Below are 20088 nucleotides of genomic sequence, written 5' to 3'. Positions count from 1 at the left end.
TCTTGCTTTGAGCAATGTTAACTAGGGTGCAAAAGTATCAAAATGTTGTAAATTATAACCGAAAGTGGTTAGACAAGTCGCAAAGGACACAGTATGGTTAGCCCATATATTTAGGAGGATAGCATGCAAACACACTATGATGCTGAACTGAAAGATACCGTTCGATACCTTGGTAAAACCCTTGGTGAAACAATCAAAAATCAATTAGGTCAGGAGTGGCTAGACCGTATTGAAAAGATTCGTAAAGGCGGCCGAGCTTCTTATCAGGGAGACGCTACTTGTAGCGAAGAACTGAAAGAAACTTTCAAAACAATGTCTGACAGCGATTTGCTGACTGTTGGTCGTGCCTTCGCACAATTCTTGAACCTAGGTAATATTGCCGAGCAAGAATACAACGCGGCAATGAATGTCGATGCATCTATTGATGCTCTGTTTAAACACCTAGATAAAGCAGAACTGACTGCTGACAAAGTACAAGACGCCGTTGCAAAACTAAACATCGATCTTGTATTAACCGCACACCCTACTGAGGTTACGCGCCGTACACTTATTCATAAACATAAAGAGCTAGCGGACTGCCTGCAGGCTGTGCATCAAGAATCGTTAAGTGATGTTGAGCGTAAGAAGATAGAAACACGCATCGCTGACCTTATTGCTCAAGCGTGGCACACTGAAGAAATTCGTTCAGTGCGCCCGACGCCTGTTGATGAAGCGCGTTGGGGCTTCTCGGTCATTGAAAACTCATTGTGGGAAGCGGTACCTGACTTCATGCGCGAGCTTGATGGTCGCTTAAATGAAGACTACGACGTATCGCTACCGCTAGACTCGTCACCAGTACAATTTAGCTCTTGGATGGGTGGCGACAGAGACGGTAACCCATTTGTTACTTCAAAAGTAACCGAGCAAGTATTGCTGCTGGCAAGAAAGCGCGCAGCTAAACTTTTCGCTATCGACCTTGATCGTTTGCAAGTAGAACTTTCAATGTACGATTGCAATGAAGAACTACGTGAACAAGTAGGCGATGCAAACGAACCGTACCGCGCCCTACTTCGCCCGTTGGTTAATAAGTTTATTGCTACTCGTGACGGCATTGCCGACTATCTTGCGGGTAAAAACCCTGACACGTCTAACTGGATAGAAAGCGACGATGAGCTAATTGAGCCATTGATGCTTTGCTATCAGTCACTATTAGACTGCGGTATGCAGGTTGTTGCTAATGGCCTACTACTAGACACCATTCGTCGTGCTCGCGTATTTGGTATTCACCTTCTACGCCTTGATGTACGCCAAGACTCTGAACGTCACGCAGACGTATTTAGCGAACTTACTCGCTATTTAGGTTTAGGCGATTACGCACAGTGGAGCGAAGCCGACAAGCAAGCATTCTTATTGCGCGAGCTAGGCTCAAAACGTCCGCTATTCCCAGCACAATGGGATGCATCTGACGATGTAAAAGAAGTACTAGATACTTGCAAGGTCATTGCAAAACACAGTAAGCATGGCTTTGGTATCTACATTATCTCTATGGCAAGCGAACCATCAGATGTCATGGCGGTTCAGCTGCTTCTTCAAGAAAGCGGTGTAGATTGGCCAATGCCGGTAGCACCACTATTTGAAACGCTAGACGATTTGAACAACTCGCCTGACGTAATGCGCAAACTTCTGTCTATCGACTGGTATCGCGGTTACGTGAAAGGTCGTCAGTTTGTCATGATTGGTTACTCTGATTCAGCGAAAGATGCTGGCGCATTAGCAGCTGGCTGGGCACAGTATCAGTCGCAAGAAGCACTGGTAGCCATTGCAGAAGAATTCGACGTAAGCCTAACCCTATTCCACGGTCGTGGCGGTACGATTGGTCGTGGTGGATTGCCAGCACACGCTGCTATTTACTCACAGCCTCCTGGCTCACTAGAAGGCGGTTTCCGCGTAACAGAACAGGGCGAAACCATTCGCTATAAGTTCGGTATGCCAAAACTGGCTAAACGCAGCTTAGGTATTTACGCCAGCGCCATTATTGAAGCTATGTTGTTCCCACCTCCGGCACCAAAAGAAGAGTGGCGTGAGCTTATTACCGCAATGGCAGCGCAAGGTCGTGATAACTACCGTGCAACTGTACGTCACGATGAAGAGTTTGTACCTTACTTCCGCGTGGCTACACCAGAGCAAGAGTTAGGCAAACTACCTCTAGGCAGCCGCCCTGCTAAGCGTAAGCCACAAGGCGGAATTGAGAGCCTACGTGCTATTCCATGGATCTTCGCTTGGGCACAAACCCGTTTGGTACTGCCGAGCTGGTTAGGCGTTATGCGCGCTATTGATAGCGTGAAGACCCCTGAGAACGAGAAAGTAGTTAACGAAATGTTCAGCGAATGGCCATTCTATCGTTCGCGTCTTTCTATGCTAGACATGGTGTTCCACAAAGCTGACCCACGCATTAGTGAAGCTTATGATGAGCGCCTTGTACCTAAAGAGCTTAAGCACTTTGGTGAAGCGTTACGTAGCGAGCTTAAGGAAAGCATCTCGTCACTATTGGCTATCACAGGCGATGACGACATTATGAAGAACGACCCGCAGGGTAAAGAGTCGATGGAAATTCGTGCGGCGTATCTCCAGCCCCTTCATTACCTGCAAATTGAGCTTCTAGATCGTATCCGTAAAGCCGGCGACGATGCGCAGAACACTAGCCTAGAACGCGCTATGATGGTTACCATCGCGGGTATTGCTATCGGTATGCGTAACACGGGTTAATCACTGTGCTAACGAAGCGCTTGAATTGACGCACACAGCTTTATTATGTTGGTCACCAATTGCTTCGCTACGAAATAATATAAAAAAAGCCCGCTTCATATGATGAAGCGGGCTTTTTATTGCTTACGTGTTTTTACTTACACTTTAGATAAGAACTAACAGGTAAGGTCGAAGCGGTCTGCGTTCATCACCTTTGTCCACGCTGCAACAAAGTCTTTAACAAACTTCTCTTTGCTATCATCTTGCGCGTATAGCTCAGCATACGCTCGCAACACTGAGTTTGAACCAAACACTAAGTCAAAGCGTGTAGCGGTAAACACTTCGTCACCTGATGCTCTATCGACAATGGCGTAGCTGTTTTTCCCAGTCGGCTTCCACGTGTATTTCATGTCAGTAAGGTTTACGAAGAAGTCCGTGCTTAGCGTACCTACATTGTCGGTGAATACACCATGCTTACTGCCGCCGTAGTTAGTGCCAAGCATGCGCATACCGCCTACTAGTACCGTCATTTCTTTTGCTGTTAAACCAAGTAACTGGGTTTTGTCTAACATTAGCTCTTCTGGCTTAACTGCAAAGTCTTTTTGAAGGTAGTTTCTGTAACCGTCTGCAATTGGCTCTAATGGATCAAACGATTCAGCATCGGTCATGTCGTCAGTAGCGTCGCCGCGTCCAGGAGAGAAAGGAACAGGTACGTTAAAGCCAGCCGCTTCAATACCCTTTTCTATGCCCACGTTACCTGCTAAAACAATGGTATCCGCAAGGCTTGCACCCGCCGCGCCAGCAAGTGGAGCAAGAACCTCTAGCACCTTATTTAAACGCTCAGGCTCATTGCCCTCCCAATCTTTCTGAGGAGCTAAACGAATTCGCGCACCATTAGCGCCGCCACGTAAATCTGACCCTCTAAAGGTACGAGCACTATCCCACGCTGTTGCTACCATATCCCCAACAGATAGGCCTGATTCTGCAATTTTACTCTTCAACGCTTCAACGTCATATGACGTACTGCCTTCAGGAACTGGATCCTGCCAAATTAACGTTTCTTCTGGTACATCAGGCCCTATGTAACGAACTTTTGGTCCTAGGTCGCGGTGAGTAAGTTTAAACCATGCGCGGGCGAACACTTCGCTGAAGTATTCGTGATCGTTATAAAATTTTTCAGAAATTTTTCTGTATTCCGGATCCATCTTCATCGCCATATCGGCGTCGGTCATAATAGGGTTGTAGCGTGTTGATGGGTCTTCAACATCAACAGGCTTGTCTTCTTCCTTAATATTGATTGGTTCCCACTGCTCAGCGCCCGCTGGAGACTTTTTCAGTTCCCATTCGTAATTAAGCAGTAGGTGGAAATAGCCGTTATCCCATTGCGTAGGATTCGTCGTCCACGCGCCTTCAATACCACTAGATACGGTATCACGACCAATACTGCGGCTCTCATGATTCATCCAGCCAAGACCGGCTTCTTCAATACCTGCTGCTTCTGGGTCTGGCCCTAACGCTTCTGCACTTCCGTTACCGTGACATTTACCCACCGTGTGACCACCGGCTGCTAACGCAACGGTTTCTTCGTCGTTCATTGCCATACGCGCAAAGGTTTCACGTACGTGAGCTGCCGTTTTAAGTGGATCTGGCTTACCGTTAACGCCTTCAGGGTTTACGTAAATAAGGCCCATCTGCACAGCTGCCAAAGGGTTTTCCATGGTTTCAGCACTTTCTACGTCTTCATAGCGTTCATCACTAGGCGCTAACCACTCTTTCTCAGCGCCCCAGTAAACGTCTTTCTCAGGGTGCCAAATATCTTCACGACCGAAGGCAAAACCATAAGTCTTAAGACCCATGCTGTCGTAAGCTATGGTCCCCGCAAGAACAAACAAATCAGCCCAGCTTAATTTGTTGCCATACTTCTTTTTAATGGGCCAAAGTAAACGGCGCGCTTTATCTAAGTTAACGTTATCAGGCCAAGAGTTAAGCGGTGCAAAACGTTGGTTGCCCGTTGAAGCGCCACCGCGACCATCCGCAATTCGGTACGAACCTGCCGCATGCCATGACATACGGATCATAAGGCCGCCATAGTGCCCCCAATCCGCTGGCCACCATGGCTGTGAATCTGTCATTAAGTCGGTGAGATCTTTTTTAAGGGCTTGAAAGTCTAGTTTTTTAACCTCTTCACGGTAATCGAAGTCTTCTCCCATTGGGTTTGTCTTCGTATCGTGCTGATGCAGAATGTCTAAGTTTAAGGCTTCAGGCCACCAGTCCATTACTGTTGTCCCTGTGGCTGTTAAACCACCATGCATGACCGGACATTTTTTTGCCGAATCATTCACATCACCTAACTTTGCATTGCTCATATTACATCCTCTTTGCCTGTTCGTTAGCGTTATACAACTTAGTTGGTTAGATAAGTTATAGGGTTGACCCATGCAGTTACGCTGTCACGTTAGCATTGATACTAAACCAGCGTTCTCCAAGCATAGTCAAAGTTTTACGCTTTTCCACAAAAGTTTAGACATTGGCCCTTATTACGAGCATTTGCCAACCAAAGCCAATACAGGTAAGTCACTAAGCTTTTTCTCATGGCTGAAAGCAGCATAATATTGAAGCCTTGTACTTCTGCTACAGCCAAAGGTATCAATACAGATTCACGTGAAGACAGGCTTTTTAATATTGCGAAATGCCCTACCCTTAAATAATACAAACGCACGTCCATTCGTAACTGCAAAAGTATACGGCCAAATTAATCATGGTTTGCCAAAAGAGGTTACAAACAAATCCTCCGTACAGTTAAAAAGCCGCTTCGACCTGAATACACTTTAAAGGTCCCAATTCTTGGGGTTTTTATTAATAGATTAAAGATGACTTATGAAAGAGTTAAATGTAGAAGAAGTTACACAAGTGTCTGGAGCAATGGGTGATTGGACCTCTGGAGGCATGGCAGTAATAGGCCTTGGGATTGCCGGAGGTCCAGCTACAGGTATATTCGGACTCGCTGTCGGCGGAGCAATGATGTTCATTGGCTATTTAGACAAGTAAAAAGTGATAAAAGCTCACCTTTGGGCGAGCTTTTAATATCTACCTAATGAGGGGAAAACACCATGAAGCATAAAAAATTGGCTGATTTCACTTACCTAGTTTTGATCTTTACAACGTTCATCGCCTCCTACTTTAAAGATAGCGATTCTTTTTTTTTACACATTTACCGCACTAACGCTGGGTTACATAGTCATTCTTCAGCATGGAATTATTCAACGTTTGGATTTTAACTAAGCCCCCCCTTTCTGTGGCTAATAAATCTATAAAGATAGAAAAATGAGATTTTGGGTTTAGAGAAGTTTTTGATAAGTAAACATGTACCCAAAACGCCGTCGCGATGTCTACAAAGATGCAACAAAAAAGGCTGGATACGTAAGGTCGTAACAGACTGGTCTTTTTAAAAAAACTTCAGTGATTAGGCTATTGGAAGGTTTGGATTTGGCGGGGCTTTGATAAGCAGGCTCTCCTATGCCAAGGATGCCATGACGAAGCCTACAAGCACGCAACAAAAAAGCTGGATACGTAAGGTCGTAACAGGCTTTCTACTCTCTAGAGTAATGAGTTCCGGTAAGATCGCACGTTGGTGTAAAGACTGGGAAGGTAATTAAAATGTAGGCTCTCCACCGCATGGATGCGGTGGTGAAGCCTACATGGACGTATTCACGGCGGGCCTACGTTTTGATTGCCTTTTCAGGCTTCGCCGCCAATAGCACTATTAGCCGTTTACGAAGTCAACGCCTAGCTTGATGTCGCCACGTAGGCCTTCAAGCATGTCGTTTTTCGCTTTTTCTTCAAACGCGCTTAGCTCGCCGTATGGCAAGATTTCTACAACACCGTTTGCGCCAAGGCGTACTGGGTGTGCGAAAAATGCTGCGTCGTCGCTGTCGTCAGTCTGTACGTAAGTGTACTCAACAACGTTCTCACCTTGCATTGCTGCAACTAGAGACAGACAGAAACGCGCTGCTGCTTGACCCATTGAAAGGGTTGCAGAGCCGCCGCCAACTTTCGCTTCAACAACTTCAGTACCCGCATTCTGGATACGAGTAGTTAGGCTAGATACTTCTTCGTCTGTAAACTCTACGCCTTCAACTTGTGAAAGAAGAGGAAGGATAGTTGTACCCGAGTGACCACCGATTACCGGTACGTGCACAGAAGATACGTCTACACCTTTAAGTTCAGCAACGAAAGTTTCAGCACGGATAACGTCAAGTGTCGTTACACCGAAAAGCTTGTTCTTGTCGTAAACGCCTTTAGCTTTAAGCGTTTCAGCTGCAATAGCTACAGTAGTGTTAACTGGGTTAGTGATGATACCAACACACGCGTTCGGGCAGTTATCAGCTACACCTTCAATTAGGTTTTTAACAATGCCGGCGTTGATGTTGAACAGATCAGAACGATCCATACCTGGCTTACGAGGCATACCCGCTGGAATAAGAACTACGTCTGCTCCAGTAAGTGCATCAGCTAGGTCATCTTTACCGTGACCGGTTACTTTTACCGCAGTGGGGATGTGGCTCAAATCAACGGCAACACCAGGAACAACTGGCGCAACGTCATATAGCGCTAAATCTGAACCTGCTGGCAATTGTGTTTTCAACAACAAAGACAGCGCCTGACCAATACCACCGGCAGCACCTAACACGGCTACTTTCATACCATTTCTCCTATGGGATTACTTCACGTATTTAAACGGAACGTCACACTAATGCAACGCGGGGGAAAACTCAATCACCGGATCGTCTTATTAACGTTATTTATGGCGATTTTCATTCGATATTCATTATCATGAATGATTATGCAAAGAAATTGCGCAAAGTCTACCTGTACGGCACAATATACGCATACTAAATACAATTCCTTACGATAACACTCAAAAAAGAAAAGAGCGCTAATGGCAAACGCAAAACAAGAGCAACTCATCAAAGCTTTTAAAGAAATCCTAAAAGCAGAAAATTACGGTTCGCAGGGCGAGATTGTTGACGCTTTGAAAGCACAAGGTTTTGACAACATCAGCCAATCCAAAATCTCTAGAATGCTAAGTAAGTTTGGCGCGGTACGAACCCGAAATGCACGAGGAGACATGGTTTACTGTTTGCCTCCTGAACTAGGTATGCCTACCGCCAAAAGTCCGCTCAAACAGTTGGTATTAGATATCGTTCACAACAATGTCATGGTCATTATTAGAACGAGCCCAGGTGCAGCACAGCTTATTGCTCGTTTACTTGATTCATTAAGTAAAAAAGACGGCGTATTAGGGACTATTGCAGGTGATGACACTATTTTCATTGCCCCTGCTGACGTAACAAGAATTGAAGAATTAAGACAACGCGTTGAAGATTTATTTGAAAATGTATAGTTAGGGCAACCAAAAGCCGACAATCAAAAATCAAGAAACCGCATACAAGATGCGGTTTCCAAATAGGGTATAACCGAAAGTTTTCCTAAGATAGCAACTTAATAAGCGCATCTGCTGCGGGGCGAGATGACGGTGGGTTCTGACCCGTTACTAACAAACCGTCAGTAAAGACTTTTACCGCGAAATCGTCAGCACTTTCATACTTACCGCCCTTTTTAACCAGTTCATCTTCTACCAGATAAGGAACAACGTCAGTAAGTTCCATTGCAGCTTCTTCGCTGTTTGAGAACCCCGTTACTTGTTTGCCATCAACTAAGTATTTACCATCTGGAGTTTTAACATCCTTTAGCACGATTGGAGCGTGGCACACTGCACCGACAGGTTTATTCGCCGCAATTGTGTCTTCAATTAATTTAATCGAGTGGGCGTTGTCAGAAAGGTCCCATAAAGGGCCATGGCCGCCTGGGTAAAATACGGCATCGAACTCATCTGCACGCACATCTTCAAGCGGTATAGTCGAGGCGATAGCACTACGTGCCAATTCATCTTTAGTATAACGCATGGCGTCGTCTGTCATTGCGTCTTCTGCAAGACTATTAGGGTCAATAGGCACTTGCCCGCCCATTGGTGATGCCAGCGAAATCGTATAGCCTTGATCTTTAAATGCGTAATATGGCGCTGCGAACTCTTCTAACCACATGCCAGTTTTCTTACCCGTGTCACCCATAATTTCGTGAGACGTCATTACCATAAGCATACGTTTTGTCATAAGCCCTCCTTGCGAGCATTTAAAAGTTTTCTCGTCAGTTAATTCGTGTTGTGGAGGGACTTAGATCATAAGCAAACACTGTGATCGATTAGTGGCTTGTGTGTGAGATAAATCGCAGGCATAAAAAAGTGCCACTTCCTGTTAAGGAAAGTGGCACCTAACACTACAACTTGTAGTTAGTGTTTACTACTTCTTAGAAGCGGTAGTTAACACCCAAACGTAATTCCCAAAGTGACGCATCACCTTGACGACGTTCTGGATTAGCAGTACCTACAACAGCTGTATTGAATGAAGTCTCTTCTAGGATACCCCAATCATCGTTAAGCATATTTGTGAAGTTATCAATCACGAAGAATACTTGTGCTGTGTGGTCTTTGTGGAAGGCTGGAACATCTTGGCGAACCGCGATATCAACTTTTGTCCACCAAGGGCTTTCTTCATCGTTACGCTCAGCACCAATTGGAAGTACGTTGTTAGAGTCCAAGTAAGGCGTGAAGTTAAAGATACTATTTACTTCGTCCTCAGAAATAGTAAAGCTGTATGGCTTACCAGACTGAGCAACCGCGAACGCAGAGAACGTAGTGTTGTAGCCATCAATAAGTTCAGTAGTGTAACGGAAGTCCAACGTAAAGCGGTGAGCAATGTTCCAATCCGACAGTGAAGAAACTTCTTCATTCGGGTTAGTAAATGCCCTGAACTGGTAGTTAGAGAACGCTACTGAGCTAGTCATAGGCTGAACATCTTCAGCGTGGCTGTAGTTATAACCACCCACAAGTGAGATGCCGTTGTCCCAAGTCTTGTTCATTGTTGCTGTTAATGAATAAGAAGTAGAGCTTTCATCAGAGTTAGTAAGCTCCAAAGAACCCAGACCCGTTCTTTCGTACTCAATGTATCCCTCGTCGGTAAGACCTACAGGCTCTATACCTTTGTATTTAATCATCGCTTGGTCTTGCGTAATGCTTACCAAAAGATCTAGGTTAAATACATAGTCTTCATCTGTAATGTGCGTCATACCTGCAGAGATTTTCCACTCGCTAGGCATTTCGAAGTCTGGGTCAAGGTTATTTGGTTCAAAGTTACTACCAACACCTGCATCCATCTGAGCATCAAGGTCAGACGGTACTGAGTAACCAGGGCCAGCAGTAACGCCGTCTTCAGTGTTAACCCAAGTTACGCTGCCATCTAGGATGTTTGCGTAATCACCACGTACTTCACCACCAGTAACGTTAGTGTTCTGGTAGTTGTTAGTCATCCAAACGTTCGGGTTACCGCCTGAGAAAAGACCAAAGCCACCGCGTAGTTCTGTGCTATCACTTAGCGTGTAATTAAGACCAACACGTGGTTGAAGAAGGTCTACACCGTCTAGGTTTGCACTATTACTATAACCGTAAGATTCGGTGAATTCAGCGTTCTCTAGAGGGCGGTCTGACGTTGTAATCCAGTCATAACGAAGACCAGCAACTACTTTCAAGTCGTCAGTTAGGTAGAACTCGTCCTGCGCATATGTAGAGTGTGAAGTGTAACCCCACTCAGCAGCTCTATCTAGAAGGTTACCCGAGTAAGCATAACCATAATCAATTCGAGCATTCGCACCATTTTCGAAGTCATCAATGCTGTTAAATGTAGTTGTTGTTTCGGCGTGCTGTACGAAAAGGTTGAAGATATCAAGCGTGTCGTTTTCATAACCGAAAGTTAGCGTGTGACCGTTATCGAAGTAGTAGTTACCGCGGAACATGATGCTAGTTGCATCCCAGTCTAGGTCGTTGGCTTGACGGCTGTCATCAGAACCTAGATAAACAGAAAGGTTATCAGCGTCATCATTAGGATCATTAGCCATGCGAATGATAATTTCACCGAAATCATTGCCACCTGGTGTTCCGTCGCCATAGAAAGAGCGCTGAAGATTATCAAGCTCTGTACGAGCTACGCGGATTTCGGTTGAGAATTTGTCTGTCCAGTCAGAGTAAAGTACACCGATGAAAGACTGAAGTTCTGCACCACGCTCATATAGGTGGCTTTGGAATTCGAATTCATTTGAATCGCCATCAGACTCAGCAAAGTTATTACCGTCGTTGTAGTTATAGGTAAACGCTAAACGGTGCTGGTCATTGATATTCCAGTCTAATTTAACAAGTAGTTTTTCATCTTCGTTAGCAAGACTTGAAGGTACAGAGCCCGCGTCGAAGTTGTAAACATCTTGAGAAATCTGTTGGATACGCTCAACTTCTGCTTGAGTAATATTAACTTCGTTAATTGCACCAGAACCGATAGCGCCACGGTCGAAGGTGTTTGCACCTTCAAGCTTTTCGTATGCTGCGAAGATAAATAATTTATCTTTGATAAGTGGTGCACCAACAGTGAAGCCGTAACGTCTTTCAGTATAAGCACCTAGGTTGATGTCATCACCTTCGAGTGAGTCACCACGTAAGCTGTCGCTACCGAAGTCATAGAACGCAGAACCGTGAACTTCGTTAGTACCCGTTTTACTTACAGCACTAATATTACACGCAGAGAAACCACCGTAGATTACATCAAACGGTGCGATTTCAACTGAAACACCAGCGATAGCGTCGAAAGAGAAAGGCATTCTCTCAGTTGGGTAGCCGTTTGAATTAAGACCGAAAAGGTCGTTCATACGAACACCGTCAACAGTCAAACTGTTGAAACGCGGGCTTTTACCCACACACTGAATACCGTTGCTGCCACCTTCGTCCACGTAAATACGCGGGTCGATACGAACGATATCGGTAATATCACGGTTGATAGCAGGCGCTTCTTGAAGAGTAGAAAGGTCGAAGCTTGCAACAGGGCCGGTTTGGCCGAAAGATAAGCTGCTAACTTGAGAACCAGTAACAACAATGTTTTCGTACTGGGCTGCTGGCTCTAGCATACGCTCAATTGACGCTGACTCACCAAGCTCTAGGTAGACGTCATTGATTGTTTGATCAGCGAATTCGTCAGAATCAATGACAACTGTGTATGGACCACCTACGCGAAGACCGCGAAGACTGAACGTACCACCGTTGTTCACAGTAACAGTTTTAACCGCGCCTGTAGGAACGTGAGTAACTGTTACAACAGTACCTGCCGCTGGGTTACCTTGCGGCCCCATGATTTTACCGTTCAATTCAGATGACGTAACCTGGGCCATAGCCGTTGACGACAAACCGATTGACAGCGCAACCGCAGCCGCAATACGACTGAACTTTGCTGATGTTCTCATGTGTGTTTCCCTTATTGTTTAAATTTGTTTTTAGGGTCGCTAGTAGGGCATTTCCCTTAGACGACCTTCAATTAATATGAATCGACAAAATTGTTATAGAGATTCATGTCAATTTTATTACAACTTTACATTTTTATTTAGCAGCAACTCCCCTAGGCGTTTGACTTTGTAAAAAATATCTTGACCAAATGGTCAGGTTAATTTACTTATTGTTATTATTGTCAATTCACGGCGATTAGCTGATGCTATTCTTGCCATATCGAACACTAATAAACAGCGTTTAACAAAAATCAGGTTTACCTATAAAAGATTCATTAATAACAACAACTTACCATTTAAAAATAAATTTACCTATTGCAATAAGTAACCTTAACTGATGAAATCCACATATAAATCGTTAATTCATTTGGTCGTTTTTTTGACAGATTTAAGAATTGTTACCTCTGTAAAGTGGATTATATTAGCTATAGTTGCACTATCGTGTGGCCTAGCAAGCTATTATAAAAATTCTACGTTTTATGATGACATCCTGCCGCAAACTGGTCAAATATCAACCTGTAACACAGGGTTATCGGGTAATAAAGATGTATTTTCTGCTTATATAACCGATGGTCGCATAGCTAAAATGGTTAGCGAACGATTATGCTCTGACAGCACGATAAAACGCCAATACAGCAGTATTAAAGTAGTAATTGGTCAAAGCGATTACGATACCTTTCGATATATAAACCACGGTGTAGTTGACCTAGCCTTGGTGAAAAGCAATATCGTGGATGCCTTTGGTGCAGATAAAATCTATGGTTTAACCAAGCTAGCAGCCCACCCTGACTACCCCGCATTTTTTATAGCGCTTAGAGAAAAACCATTGTTAAATAAAGAGTATCTACTTGGAAAACGAATTGGTCTTTTAGACTATCCAAGTAGTCGTTCTGGTCATATTGTGCCCAAGACAGTCTTACAACATATGGGGCTGACAGACACCACTGTCGACATTGTCTATTACAGCTCTCATAAGGAATTGAGGCGCGCACTCCTTGCAGGCGAAGTCGATATCATCTCAACGTATTGGGCAGAGGAAGATGCCGAGACGTTCTCTAAGAATTACACCGCCCCCCTTTTAGAGAGCGTGAGCGGGATGCAATGGTATTTAAAGATGCAGACCCAAAATACGGACCTATTCTGCGCTGTACAGTCAGTTGTCTACGAAATAGCGACAACTCACCCAAGGCCATATTACAAAAATATTACCTTGGAAGAAGGGTGTAACAAATGAGTAAAGTTAAGTTGCACCTTATACCTCCCCTAAAAATTGCGGCAGTATTTGTATTGCTGGTAATGGTTCTGCAAACAGCATCCATTATAGGTCAGTACTTTGCACATCAGCTTTCCATCCACCAAGCTATTGATGTCGTTGAAAGGCGTATAAGTTTGGATAGCGCTTTCCTTGATGTTGGAAACGAAACGCTAAATACGCCAGCGAATATGTATGCCATTGAACGCTATCTTGAACGCCTCAATAAAGTAATAGAAGAAAAAACGCTGCCTGTCATAGCGAGCGCTGTTCAGGGCGTTCAGACAAATGCAGACTTAACTGAATATCCAATTGTACATAGATCCACTTTTAAGAATGCAGAGCAAACCATACATATTTCAATTAATAGTAGAAATGCTTTAAGTGAAGTGGGGATTAGCTGGGTAGCCGTTCTAATTGCACTTCTTATTGCCCCATTATTTGTATTTACGAACAAAGAGAAGCGAAAACAATCTCCCCTTGAAGAACTCGTTGTTCCTCCTAAGCCCAAACTAATAATTAACCTGCAAGAAAAGACCATATCAAACGGTATTGAAGACAAAGTAGTAACCTTACAAAACAAGCCTCTTTGTTTTTACACTGCTTTGGTTAAATACTGCATAGCCAATCCCAATCAACCATTACCGCCACATAAAGATGTTCCAAGTGAGTTAATGGCGCTAGCTAATAAATGCTTCGGCCGATTGATTGAGTTAGGCCATACAAAGAGAAAACGCCCCGACTTCAACGCAAACCTAGACAAAACGTTAAGTGAAATAAGAGCCGCCCTTGATGAGTTATTCTTGTCTTACGTTGAAGAAAAAGAGAAGTATTACCCACCTCGTGCTCAGGGTGAAGGTTCACGTTCAAAGCAACACTCTTATGCATTGCCACCGATAAAAGAAGAGGATATCGAAATTATTGGTAACTAATTAAAAACTGACCACTTGGAGAACTTTTTTGTATTTTTTGCGAGTTTAAAAAACAGCCCGCAATACCTTGAAAATACAATAAAGTTCTAGCAAAGACCGCGCCCAAAAGTGAGAACTTGTGAATATAACATTGATTCGCGAGGCCTAAACGCGTATCTTTGCACCAACAAAACCAGCTTTATAGTACTATGCAATCGCCACTAATTATTGCCATTTCTGGAGCTTCTGGCTCTGGGAAGTCTCTTTTTACAAAAAATTTGTTTAACGGCTTCAGTGCTCAAGGCCGCCCTGTTCAAGTGCTGCGCGAAGATCACTACTATCGCGCCCAAGATCACCTTCCCATGGAACAGCGTGAGAAGAATAACTATGATCATCCAAACGCTTTTGAACATGAGCTATTGAAAGCGCACTTGCAAGCATTGCGTGACGGTCAACCTATCGACTATCCGCATTATTGCTATAAAACGCACACACGTTTACCTGAAACGGAGCGCTTAAATCCCGCACCTGTGATCATACTTGAAGGTATCATGTTGCTTGCGCGTACCGATTTATTACCTCTATATGACGTAAAAATCTTTATCGATACTCCTCTTGATATTTGTTTGATGCGCCGAATGATGCGCGACCTAAAAGAACGCGGTCGTAGTATTGAGTCGGTGGCAAAACAGTACGAAGAAACTGTTAAGCCTATGTATCATCAATTTATCGAACCTAGCCGCTTCACTGCCGACGTAGTAGTGACGCAAGGTGGCAAAAACCAAATTGCATTAGATGTGATTAAATCACACATTCAGCAAGCGCTTCTTTAAGGGAACATTACTATGGTAGGTTTACTGGGCATTGCAGTCCTTCTGGGTATTGCTTTCGCGTTATCATCGGCGAAACGCAGTATAAATTGGCGCACCGTTGGTGGCGCATTTGCTATTCAAGCATCAGTTGGCGCGTTTGTCCTGTATTCTGAAACAGGTAAAGAGGTATTGTTAAGTGCAACCAAGTTTGTTGCTAATATTATTGCTTACAGCCAAGAGGGCATAAACTTCTTGTTTGGCCCTATTGGCGACAAGTCTATTGCGTTTATCTTCGCTTTTAACGTACTTCCCGTTATCGTCTTTTTCTCAGCCCTTATCGCAGTGCTTTATCACCTTAAAGTGATGGGAGTTGTTATTAAAGTTATCGGTGGTTTTTTACAAAAGACGCTGGGTACCAGTCGCCCTGAATCTATGTCTTCAGCCGCTAACATCTTCGTGGGTCAAACCGAAGCCCCTCTTGTTGTTCGCCCTTTCATCCCTCACATGACAAGTTCTGAGCTGTTTGCCATTATGGTAGGCGGTTTAGCGTCAATTGCTGGCTCTGTCATGGCAGGCTACGCGGGAATGGGTGTAGACCTTAAATACTTATTGGCAGCAAGCTTTATGGCTGCGCCAGGTGGCTTATTAATGGCAAAAATCATCTTGCCTGAAACCAGTAAGCCCAATGAAGATTTACATGACGTAGACGCGGAAGATACCGGCTACGCTAATGTATTTGATGCTGCAGCCAGTGGCGCAGCGTCAGGCATGCAGCTTGCGTTAAACGTAGGCGCTATGCTACTCGCTTTCATAGCGTTAATTGCCATGTTCAACGGCCTTATCGGCTGGACAGCAGCGCTATTTGGCTATGAAAACGTTACGTTTGAAGGGATCCTGGGTTATGTACTTCAACCTCTCGCATGGGCAATCGGCGTACCATGGGAGGAAGCGCAACTTGCAGGTAGCTTCATTGGTCAGAAAATGGTGGTCAACGAATTCGTTGCTTACCTTAACTTCTTAGAAAACCAATCGCAGCTATCTGAAGCATCTCAGGCCATTATCACCTTTGCACTTTGTGGTTTTGCAAACTTCTCTTCTATCGCTATTTTGATGGGTGGAATTGGTGCTATGGCACCAACACGCAGAAAAGAAATTGCGAGACTGGGGCTAAAAGCTGTTATTGCTGCAACGTTATCTAACTTAATGAGTGCCGCGCTAGCGGGCTTTTACCTCTCTCTTGGTTAAATTTCATTAATTTGGACCAGTTGGTCAAGATTTTACTAGACTAACTGGTCAGGTTTCTGTAAATTACGCGCAAATTCCTCGCGGGGTTGATTTATGTCAATTTCTGCGACTTTTTTCTGTAGCCCGTCTACCTTTATAATGCCGCAGTCAAAATATACGGGATAAAGTTATGCAATTAGTTGCTGTTGATTACCAAGCGGAAAACGCACAAGAAGAATTCGTGAAGTCACTTCGCGAGACAGGGTTCGGTGTTTTAAAAAATCACCCTATCCAACAGTCATTAGTTCAAGGTATTTACGACAATTGGCAGGGCTTCTTCGATAGTGAAGAGAAGAACGACTACCTGTACAACAAAGGTAAACAAGACGGATTTTTCCCTCAGAGTGTATCTGAGGTAGCTAAAGGCTTTACGAAAAAAGACATTAAAGAGTATTACCACTTCTATCCGTGGGGGCAGTGCCCAGAAGCGCTACACCCGCAGATTTCTCAGTACTATGAGGAAGCGAACACATTAGCGAAAGAGCTATTGGGTTGGATAGAAAAGCACTCTCCTTCAGAGGTGAGTGACAAGTACAGCCAACCGCTAGGTGACATGATCAAAGATTCTGATCAGACCTTGCTGCGTATACTGCACTACCCACCACTAAAAGGTGATGAAGAAGTAGATGCGATTCGCGCTGCTGCTCACGAAGATATTAATTTGATTACTATCTTGCCAGCAGCCAACGAGCCAGGATTGCAAGTACAAGCTAAAGACGGTAGTTGGATTGACGTTCCTTGTGATTTCGGGAACTTGATCGTGAATATTGGCGACATGCTTCAAGAAGCATCAGGCGGATATTTCCCATCAACTACCCATAGGGTTGTAAACCCAGATGGCACTGACATGACGAAATCTCGTATCTCGTTGCCATTGTTTTTACACCCAAGACCAGATGTTGTTCTTTCAGAACGTCATACTGCAGGGTCATACCTGCAAGAGCGCCTTCGTGAGCTGGGCGTTATATAAATTAAGTTCCTTTTGTAGTGTTATTCTTTTGCCGCAGCTAGTCTGCGGCTTTTTTTTAGTTGCTTGCCAAGGTAGCTAGTTTAGAAGAATAGCGCTGTTTTTCTTGTTGGTTTGGTGAATGCTTCACAGCCCTCTCTAAGAAGCGTTGCGCTTCGCTAACATCGCCTAACTCGTGATACGCTTTGGCCATGCCGAATAAAATCTCGTGACGAGCATTATCAAGCTTAAGCCCTTTTCTGTAGTGCGCTATTGCAGCGTTAAGCTTGCCAGCATCAAAAGCTTGTTCCCCTAATATGTAATGATAAAAAGGGTTGTTCTTACGCTTTGCTTCAACCATTTGCGTAATCTGCATGGCTTCTTCATTTCTTTCTTGATGCGTATAAAGAATAGATAAATTTTCCCATGCGGTGAGGTTTTCATCATTTAGTGATAGTGCGTGCTTGTAAGTCATCTCAGCCTGCTTATAAGCGTCAACCATTCTATATAAAACGCCAAGGTTGACCCAGCTTTGCTGTAATTCAGGCGTTAATGTAGCAGCGGCACGAAAGTAGCTGTAAGCCCTTGTGTAGCTATTCGCCACCAACGCATCTGCACCTTTGTTGTTGTAGTACATAGACACTATTTTGTTTTTCGCTACTGGCTTTCTGGGAAAGTAGTTGCGTAGCATTTGAGGGTCAAAGTCTACGTCTGCCCATAAGCCTCCAATCGATGTTACGTTGTTAGCCTCAGGCATTGAGACGCGCATATTAATATGCCCATTTAGCAGGCTATACCCTTCTCTTCGTGTCCAATACTCTGGAATATCTACTTCATAGAAGGTCGCGTCTAAACCCACGTGTTCAGCAAGCGCATAGGTCATAATTGAAAGGGATAAGCAGTTTGCCGCGCGGTTGTTAAACGTAGTGTCTGCTTTCGTATTCGCACTATTGCGATAAAGCATGCCGTAATCTGAATGGTCAAAAATAGCTTTCACTAAACCTTTAACGTTTTTCTGCAAAGTGCTTTTGTTATGTACCGCTTTTTCAGCAAAAAACTGAGCGTCTTCACCTAAGTAAAAAATCTCGTCGATGGTCTCTACGGGAAACAAATGGTGCGACGGAAACAGGTTATCGTTTAATAAGGTAGGCGGCGACGCTATATTTTGCTCATCCGTAGACTGGCAAGCACTTAGAAAACAGCAAAGTAGCCAAATTAAAACTAGTCGAGTATTCATATCAGGCACCTATTTTAGTTACTCGATAGTTTAAAATTATAGCACCCAAACCATTTTTTTACATTTTATTTACAACTTATGCAGTTGTACTTTTATCGCAAAAAAACATCAAAATGGGCTTACTCACTGCTCTGTTACCTCATTCTTATTAATGGTAATCGTTTCTTTAACGGCATTACACAAAGTTAATCATCAAAATATTAAACAGCGCCGTAACTATTCTCAATTCAGTACCTTTCATTGGCTGTCATTTAGTAGTAGGCAAAACGAAGGATGGTGAATTTCATTCAAAGCCCATTTACATATTAAAGGAAAGATTATGAAGAAATTAATGAGTGTGTTGTTTTTGGTTGTTTTAAGCACCAGCGTTTTCGCCGGTCACCACGCTGAAGGTGAGCAAAAAGATATTGTCGATACAGCCGCAAGCAATAACATGTTTTCTACACTGGTTGCTGCCGTAAAGTCTGCTGATTTAGTCACTACATTGAAAGGAGATGGTCCATTTACCGTTTTCGCGCCAACCGATGATGCATTTGCAGCTTTACCTGATGGAACTATTGAAATGCTGCTTAAGCCAGAAAACAAACAAACACTTGTGAAAATTCTTACCTATCATGTTGTAGCCGGCAAAGTAACGGCCAAAGACGTATCTGCGCTTTCTGATGCCACTACAGTGGAAGGAAGTAAAGTTATGGTCTCTACTACTATGAATAAAGTCATGATAAACGATGCTCAGGTTATCAAGGCTGATGTGATGACCAGCAACGGTGTTATTCACGTTATTGATACGGTATTACTTCCAAACGATGTAAAAGCCTCTTTATAAGATTTTCCTCTAAAAAGAAAAGTAAAGATCGCCTTTAGTCGATCTTTGCTTTTCTTAAAATCATCACCGATCTCTCCCAATAACTTCTCCGTAAAAAATCATATGAAACACTGTTTTTATTGTTCTAGCACTATCAGGCGCGTGAGTTGAACAAACAAATCAGTCTCGATGCTATTAGAACTTCAAATAATTAACCTTGCCCTTTGGACTAGAAAAGGAGTTCATATGTTTACGGTTTACACATACAGTATTGCTGGTCTATTAGTGATTAGCTTAACGGTTTTTGTCCAAAACATTGTTGCCGCTGTGGCACATAGAAAACAGTCTCGCTACATCCCCGGTAAAGTTAGCGAAGAATTGAGCCACGATAGTTTTGTATTTAGAAGTCACAGAACCTTTCATAACTCGCTTGAAAATATTCACCAATTTGTGCTGCCCGCCCTGCTTTGCATGTTTCTTGGCGCACAAACAGACCTATTGGCTATCTTGGTTTGGGCCTTCGCACTAAGTCGTATCATTCATATGGCGCTGTACTATGCTGTTGCCACAGAAAAGAACCCTAGCCCAAGAAGCTATTTTTATATGGTAGGAACTCTATGTACACTTGGCGTTTATGGGCTCGCGTTATTTCAGTTGCTATTCTAGCTAGCTCCCTTGCGCT

Annotated in this window: 16 protein-coding genes; 11 read left to right on the top strand and 5 right to left on the bottom strand. The window is 43.8% G+C overall.

Features of this window, described 5'->3' with window-relative positions:
* Positions 1 to 123 precede the first annotated feature (123 nt).
* On the top strand, positions 124 to 2745 hold the full coding sequence (ppc, locus tag ACYX4N_RS04530) for a phosphoenolpyruvate carboxylase (protein ID WP_476055740.1): 2622 nt from the start codon (positions 124 to 126) through the stop codon (positions 2743 to 2745).
* Between the two features lie 155 nt (positions 2746 to 2900).
* On the opposite strand, the gene katG is transcribed toward ppc, so the two are convergent.
* Complete coding sequence (katG, locus tag ACYX4N_RS04525) at positions 2901 to 5090, bottom strand: catalase/peroxidase HPI (protein ID WP_476055739.1); 2190 nt, start codon at positions 5088 to 5090, stop codon at positions 2901 to 2903.
* Between the two features lie 70 nt (positions 5091 to 5160).
* On the opposite strand from katG, the gene ACYX4N_RS04520 reads away from it, so the two are divergent.
* Both ACYX4N_RS04520 and ACYX4N_RS04515 read left to right on the top strand, forming a co-directional pair.
* Positions 5161 to 5334 (top strand): hypothetical protein, encoded by a 174-nt coding sequence (locus tag ACYX4N_RS04520; protein ID WP_476055738.1) that lies wholly within the window; start codon positions 5161 to 5163, stop codon positions 5332 to 5334.
* A gap of 300 nt (positions 5335 to 5634) precedes the next feature.
* Complete coding sequence (locus tag ACYX4N_RS04515) at positions 5635 to 5772, top strand: hypothetical protein (protein ID WP_476055737.1); 138 nt, start codon at positions 5635 to 5637, stop codon at positions 5770 to 5772.
* 715 nt (positions 5773 to 6487) lie between these two features.
* Here ACYX4N_RS04515 and mdh read toward each other — a convergent pair.
* Complete coding sequence (gene mdh / locus ACYX4N_RS04510; protein WP_476055736.1) at positions 6488 to 7426, bottom strand: malate dehydrogenase; 939 nt, start codon at positions 7424 to 7426, stop codon at positions 6488 to 6490.
* 237 nt (positions 7427 to 7663) lie between these two features.
* Here mdh and argR point away from each other — a divergent pair, with 237 nt between their 5' ends.
* The gene (gene argR, locus ACYX4N_RS04505; protein WP_179984645.1) at positions 7664 to 8128 is read left to right on the top strand and encodes a transcriptional regulator ArgR; all 465 of its coding nucleotides are present in this window, start codon (positions 7664 to 7666) and stop codon (positions 8126 to 8128) included.
* Between the two features lie 85 nt (positions 8129 to 8213).
* Here argR and ACYX4N_RS04500 read toward each other — a convergent pair whose 3' ends face one another.
* Both ACYX4N_RS04500 and ACYX4N_RS04495 read right to left on the bottom strand, forming a co-directional pair.
* Complete coding sequence (locus ACYX4N_RS04500; RefSeq protein ID WP_476055735.1) at positions 8214 to 8897, bottom strand: type 1 glutamine amidotransferase domain-containing protein; 684 nt, start codon at positions 8895 to 8897, stop codon at positions 8214 to 8216.
* Between the two features lie 193 nt (positions 8898 to 9090).
* A complete protein-coding gene (locus tag ACYX4N_RS04495) occupies positions 9091 to 12120 on the bottom strand; it encodes a TonB-dependent receptor (protein ID WP_474804642.1) in 3030 nt (1009 codons plus the stop codon).
* A 376-nt stretch (positions 12121 to 12496) separates the two neighbouring features.
* On the opposite strand from ACYX4N_RS04495, the gene ACYX4N_RS04490 reads away from it, so the two are divergent.
* From ACYX4N_RS04490 to ACYX4N_RS04470, 5 genes are all read left to right on the top strand, one after another.
* Positions 12497 to 13393, top strand: coding sequence for a PhnD/SsuA/transferrin family substrate-binding protein (locus ACYX4N_RS04490; protein ID WP_476055734.1), 897 nt, complete (start codon positions 12497 to 12499; stop codon positions 13391 to 13393).
* Positions 13390 to 14343 carry a hypothetical protein gene (locus tag ACYX4N_RS04485; protein WP_474857417.1) on the top strand — a complete coding sequence of 318 codons (954 nt, stop codon included), beginning with the start codon at positions 13390 to 13392 and terminating at the stop codon, positions 14341 to 14343. Before ACYX4N_RS04490 ends, ACYX4N_RS04485 begins: the two co-directional genes overlap by 4 nt.
* Positions 14344 to 14531: 188 nt before the next feature.
* Complete coding sequence (gene udk, locus ACYX4N_RS04480) at positions 14532 to 15155, top strand: uridine kinase (RefSeq protein ID WP_014950808.1); 624 nt, start codon at positions 14532 to 14534, stop codon at positions 15153 to 15155.
* A gap of 12 nt (positions 15156 to 15167) precedes the next feature.
* On the top strand, positions 15168 to 16379 hold the full coding sequence (locus ACYX4N_RS04475) for a NupC/NupG family nucleoside CNT transporter (protein ID WP_474804632.1): 1212 nt from the start codon (positions 15168 to 15170) through the stop codon (positions 16377 to 16379).
* Between the two features lie 169 nt (positions 16380 to 16548).
* Positions 16549 to 17388 carry an isopenicillin N synthase family dioxygenase gene (locus tag ACYX4N_RS04470; protein ID WP_334060271.1) on the top strand — a complete coding sequence of 280 codons (840 nt, stop codon included), beginning with the start codon at positions 16549 to 16551 and terminating at the stop codon, positions 17386 to 17388.
* A gap of 55 nt (positions 17389 to 17443) precedes the next feature.
* Here ACYX4N_RS04470 and ACYX4N_RS04465 read toward each other — a convergent pair whose 3' ends face one another.
* Entirely contained in the window at positions 17444 to 18601 is a 1158-nt protein-coding gene (locus ACYX4N_RS04465; RefSeq protein ID WP_476055733.1) for a tetratricopeptide repeat protein, read from the bottom strand.
* A gap of 319 nt (positions 18602 to 18920) precedes the next feature.
* Here ACYX4N_RS04465 and ACYX4N_RS04460 point away from each other — a divergent pair, with 319 nt between their 5' ends.
* Positions 18921 to 19427: a fasciclin domain-containing protein gene (locus tag ACYX4N_RS04460; RefSeq protein ID WP_474804623.1), complete on the top strand. Its 507-nt coding sequence runs from the start codon at positions 18921 to 18923 to the stop codon at positions 19425 to 19427.
* Between the two features lie 225 nt (positions 19428 to 19652).
* Positions 19653 to 20072 (top strand): MAPEG family protein, encoded by a 420-nt coding sequence (locus ACYX4N_RS04455; RefSeq protein ID WP_476055732.1) that lies wholly within the window; start codon positions 19653 to 19655, stop codon positions 20070 to 20072.
* Positions 20073 to 20088 lie beyond the last annotated feature (16 nt).

The organism is Alteromonas sp. ABH4_452, assembly GCF_056311825.1.
This window is presented reverse-complemented; position numbering and strand designations above follow the sequence as displayed.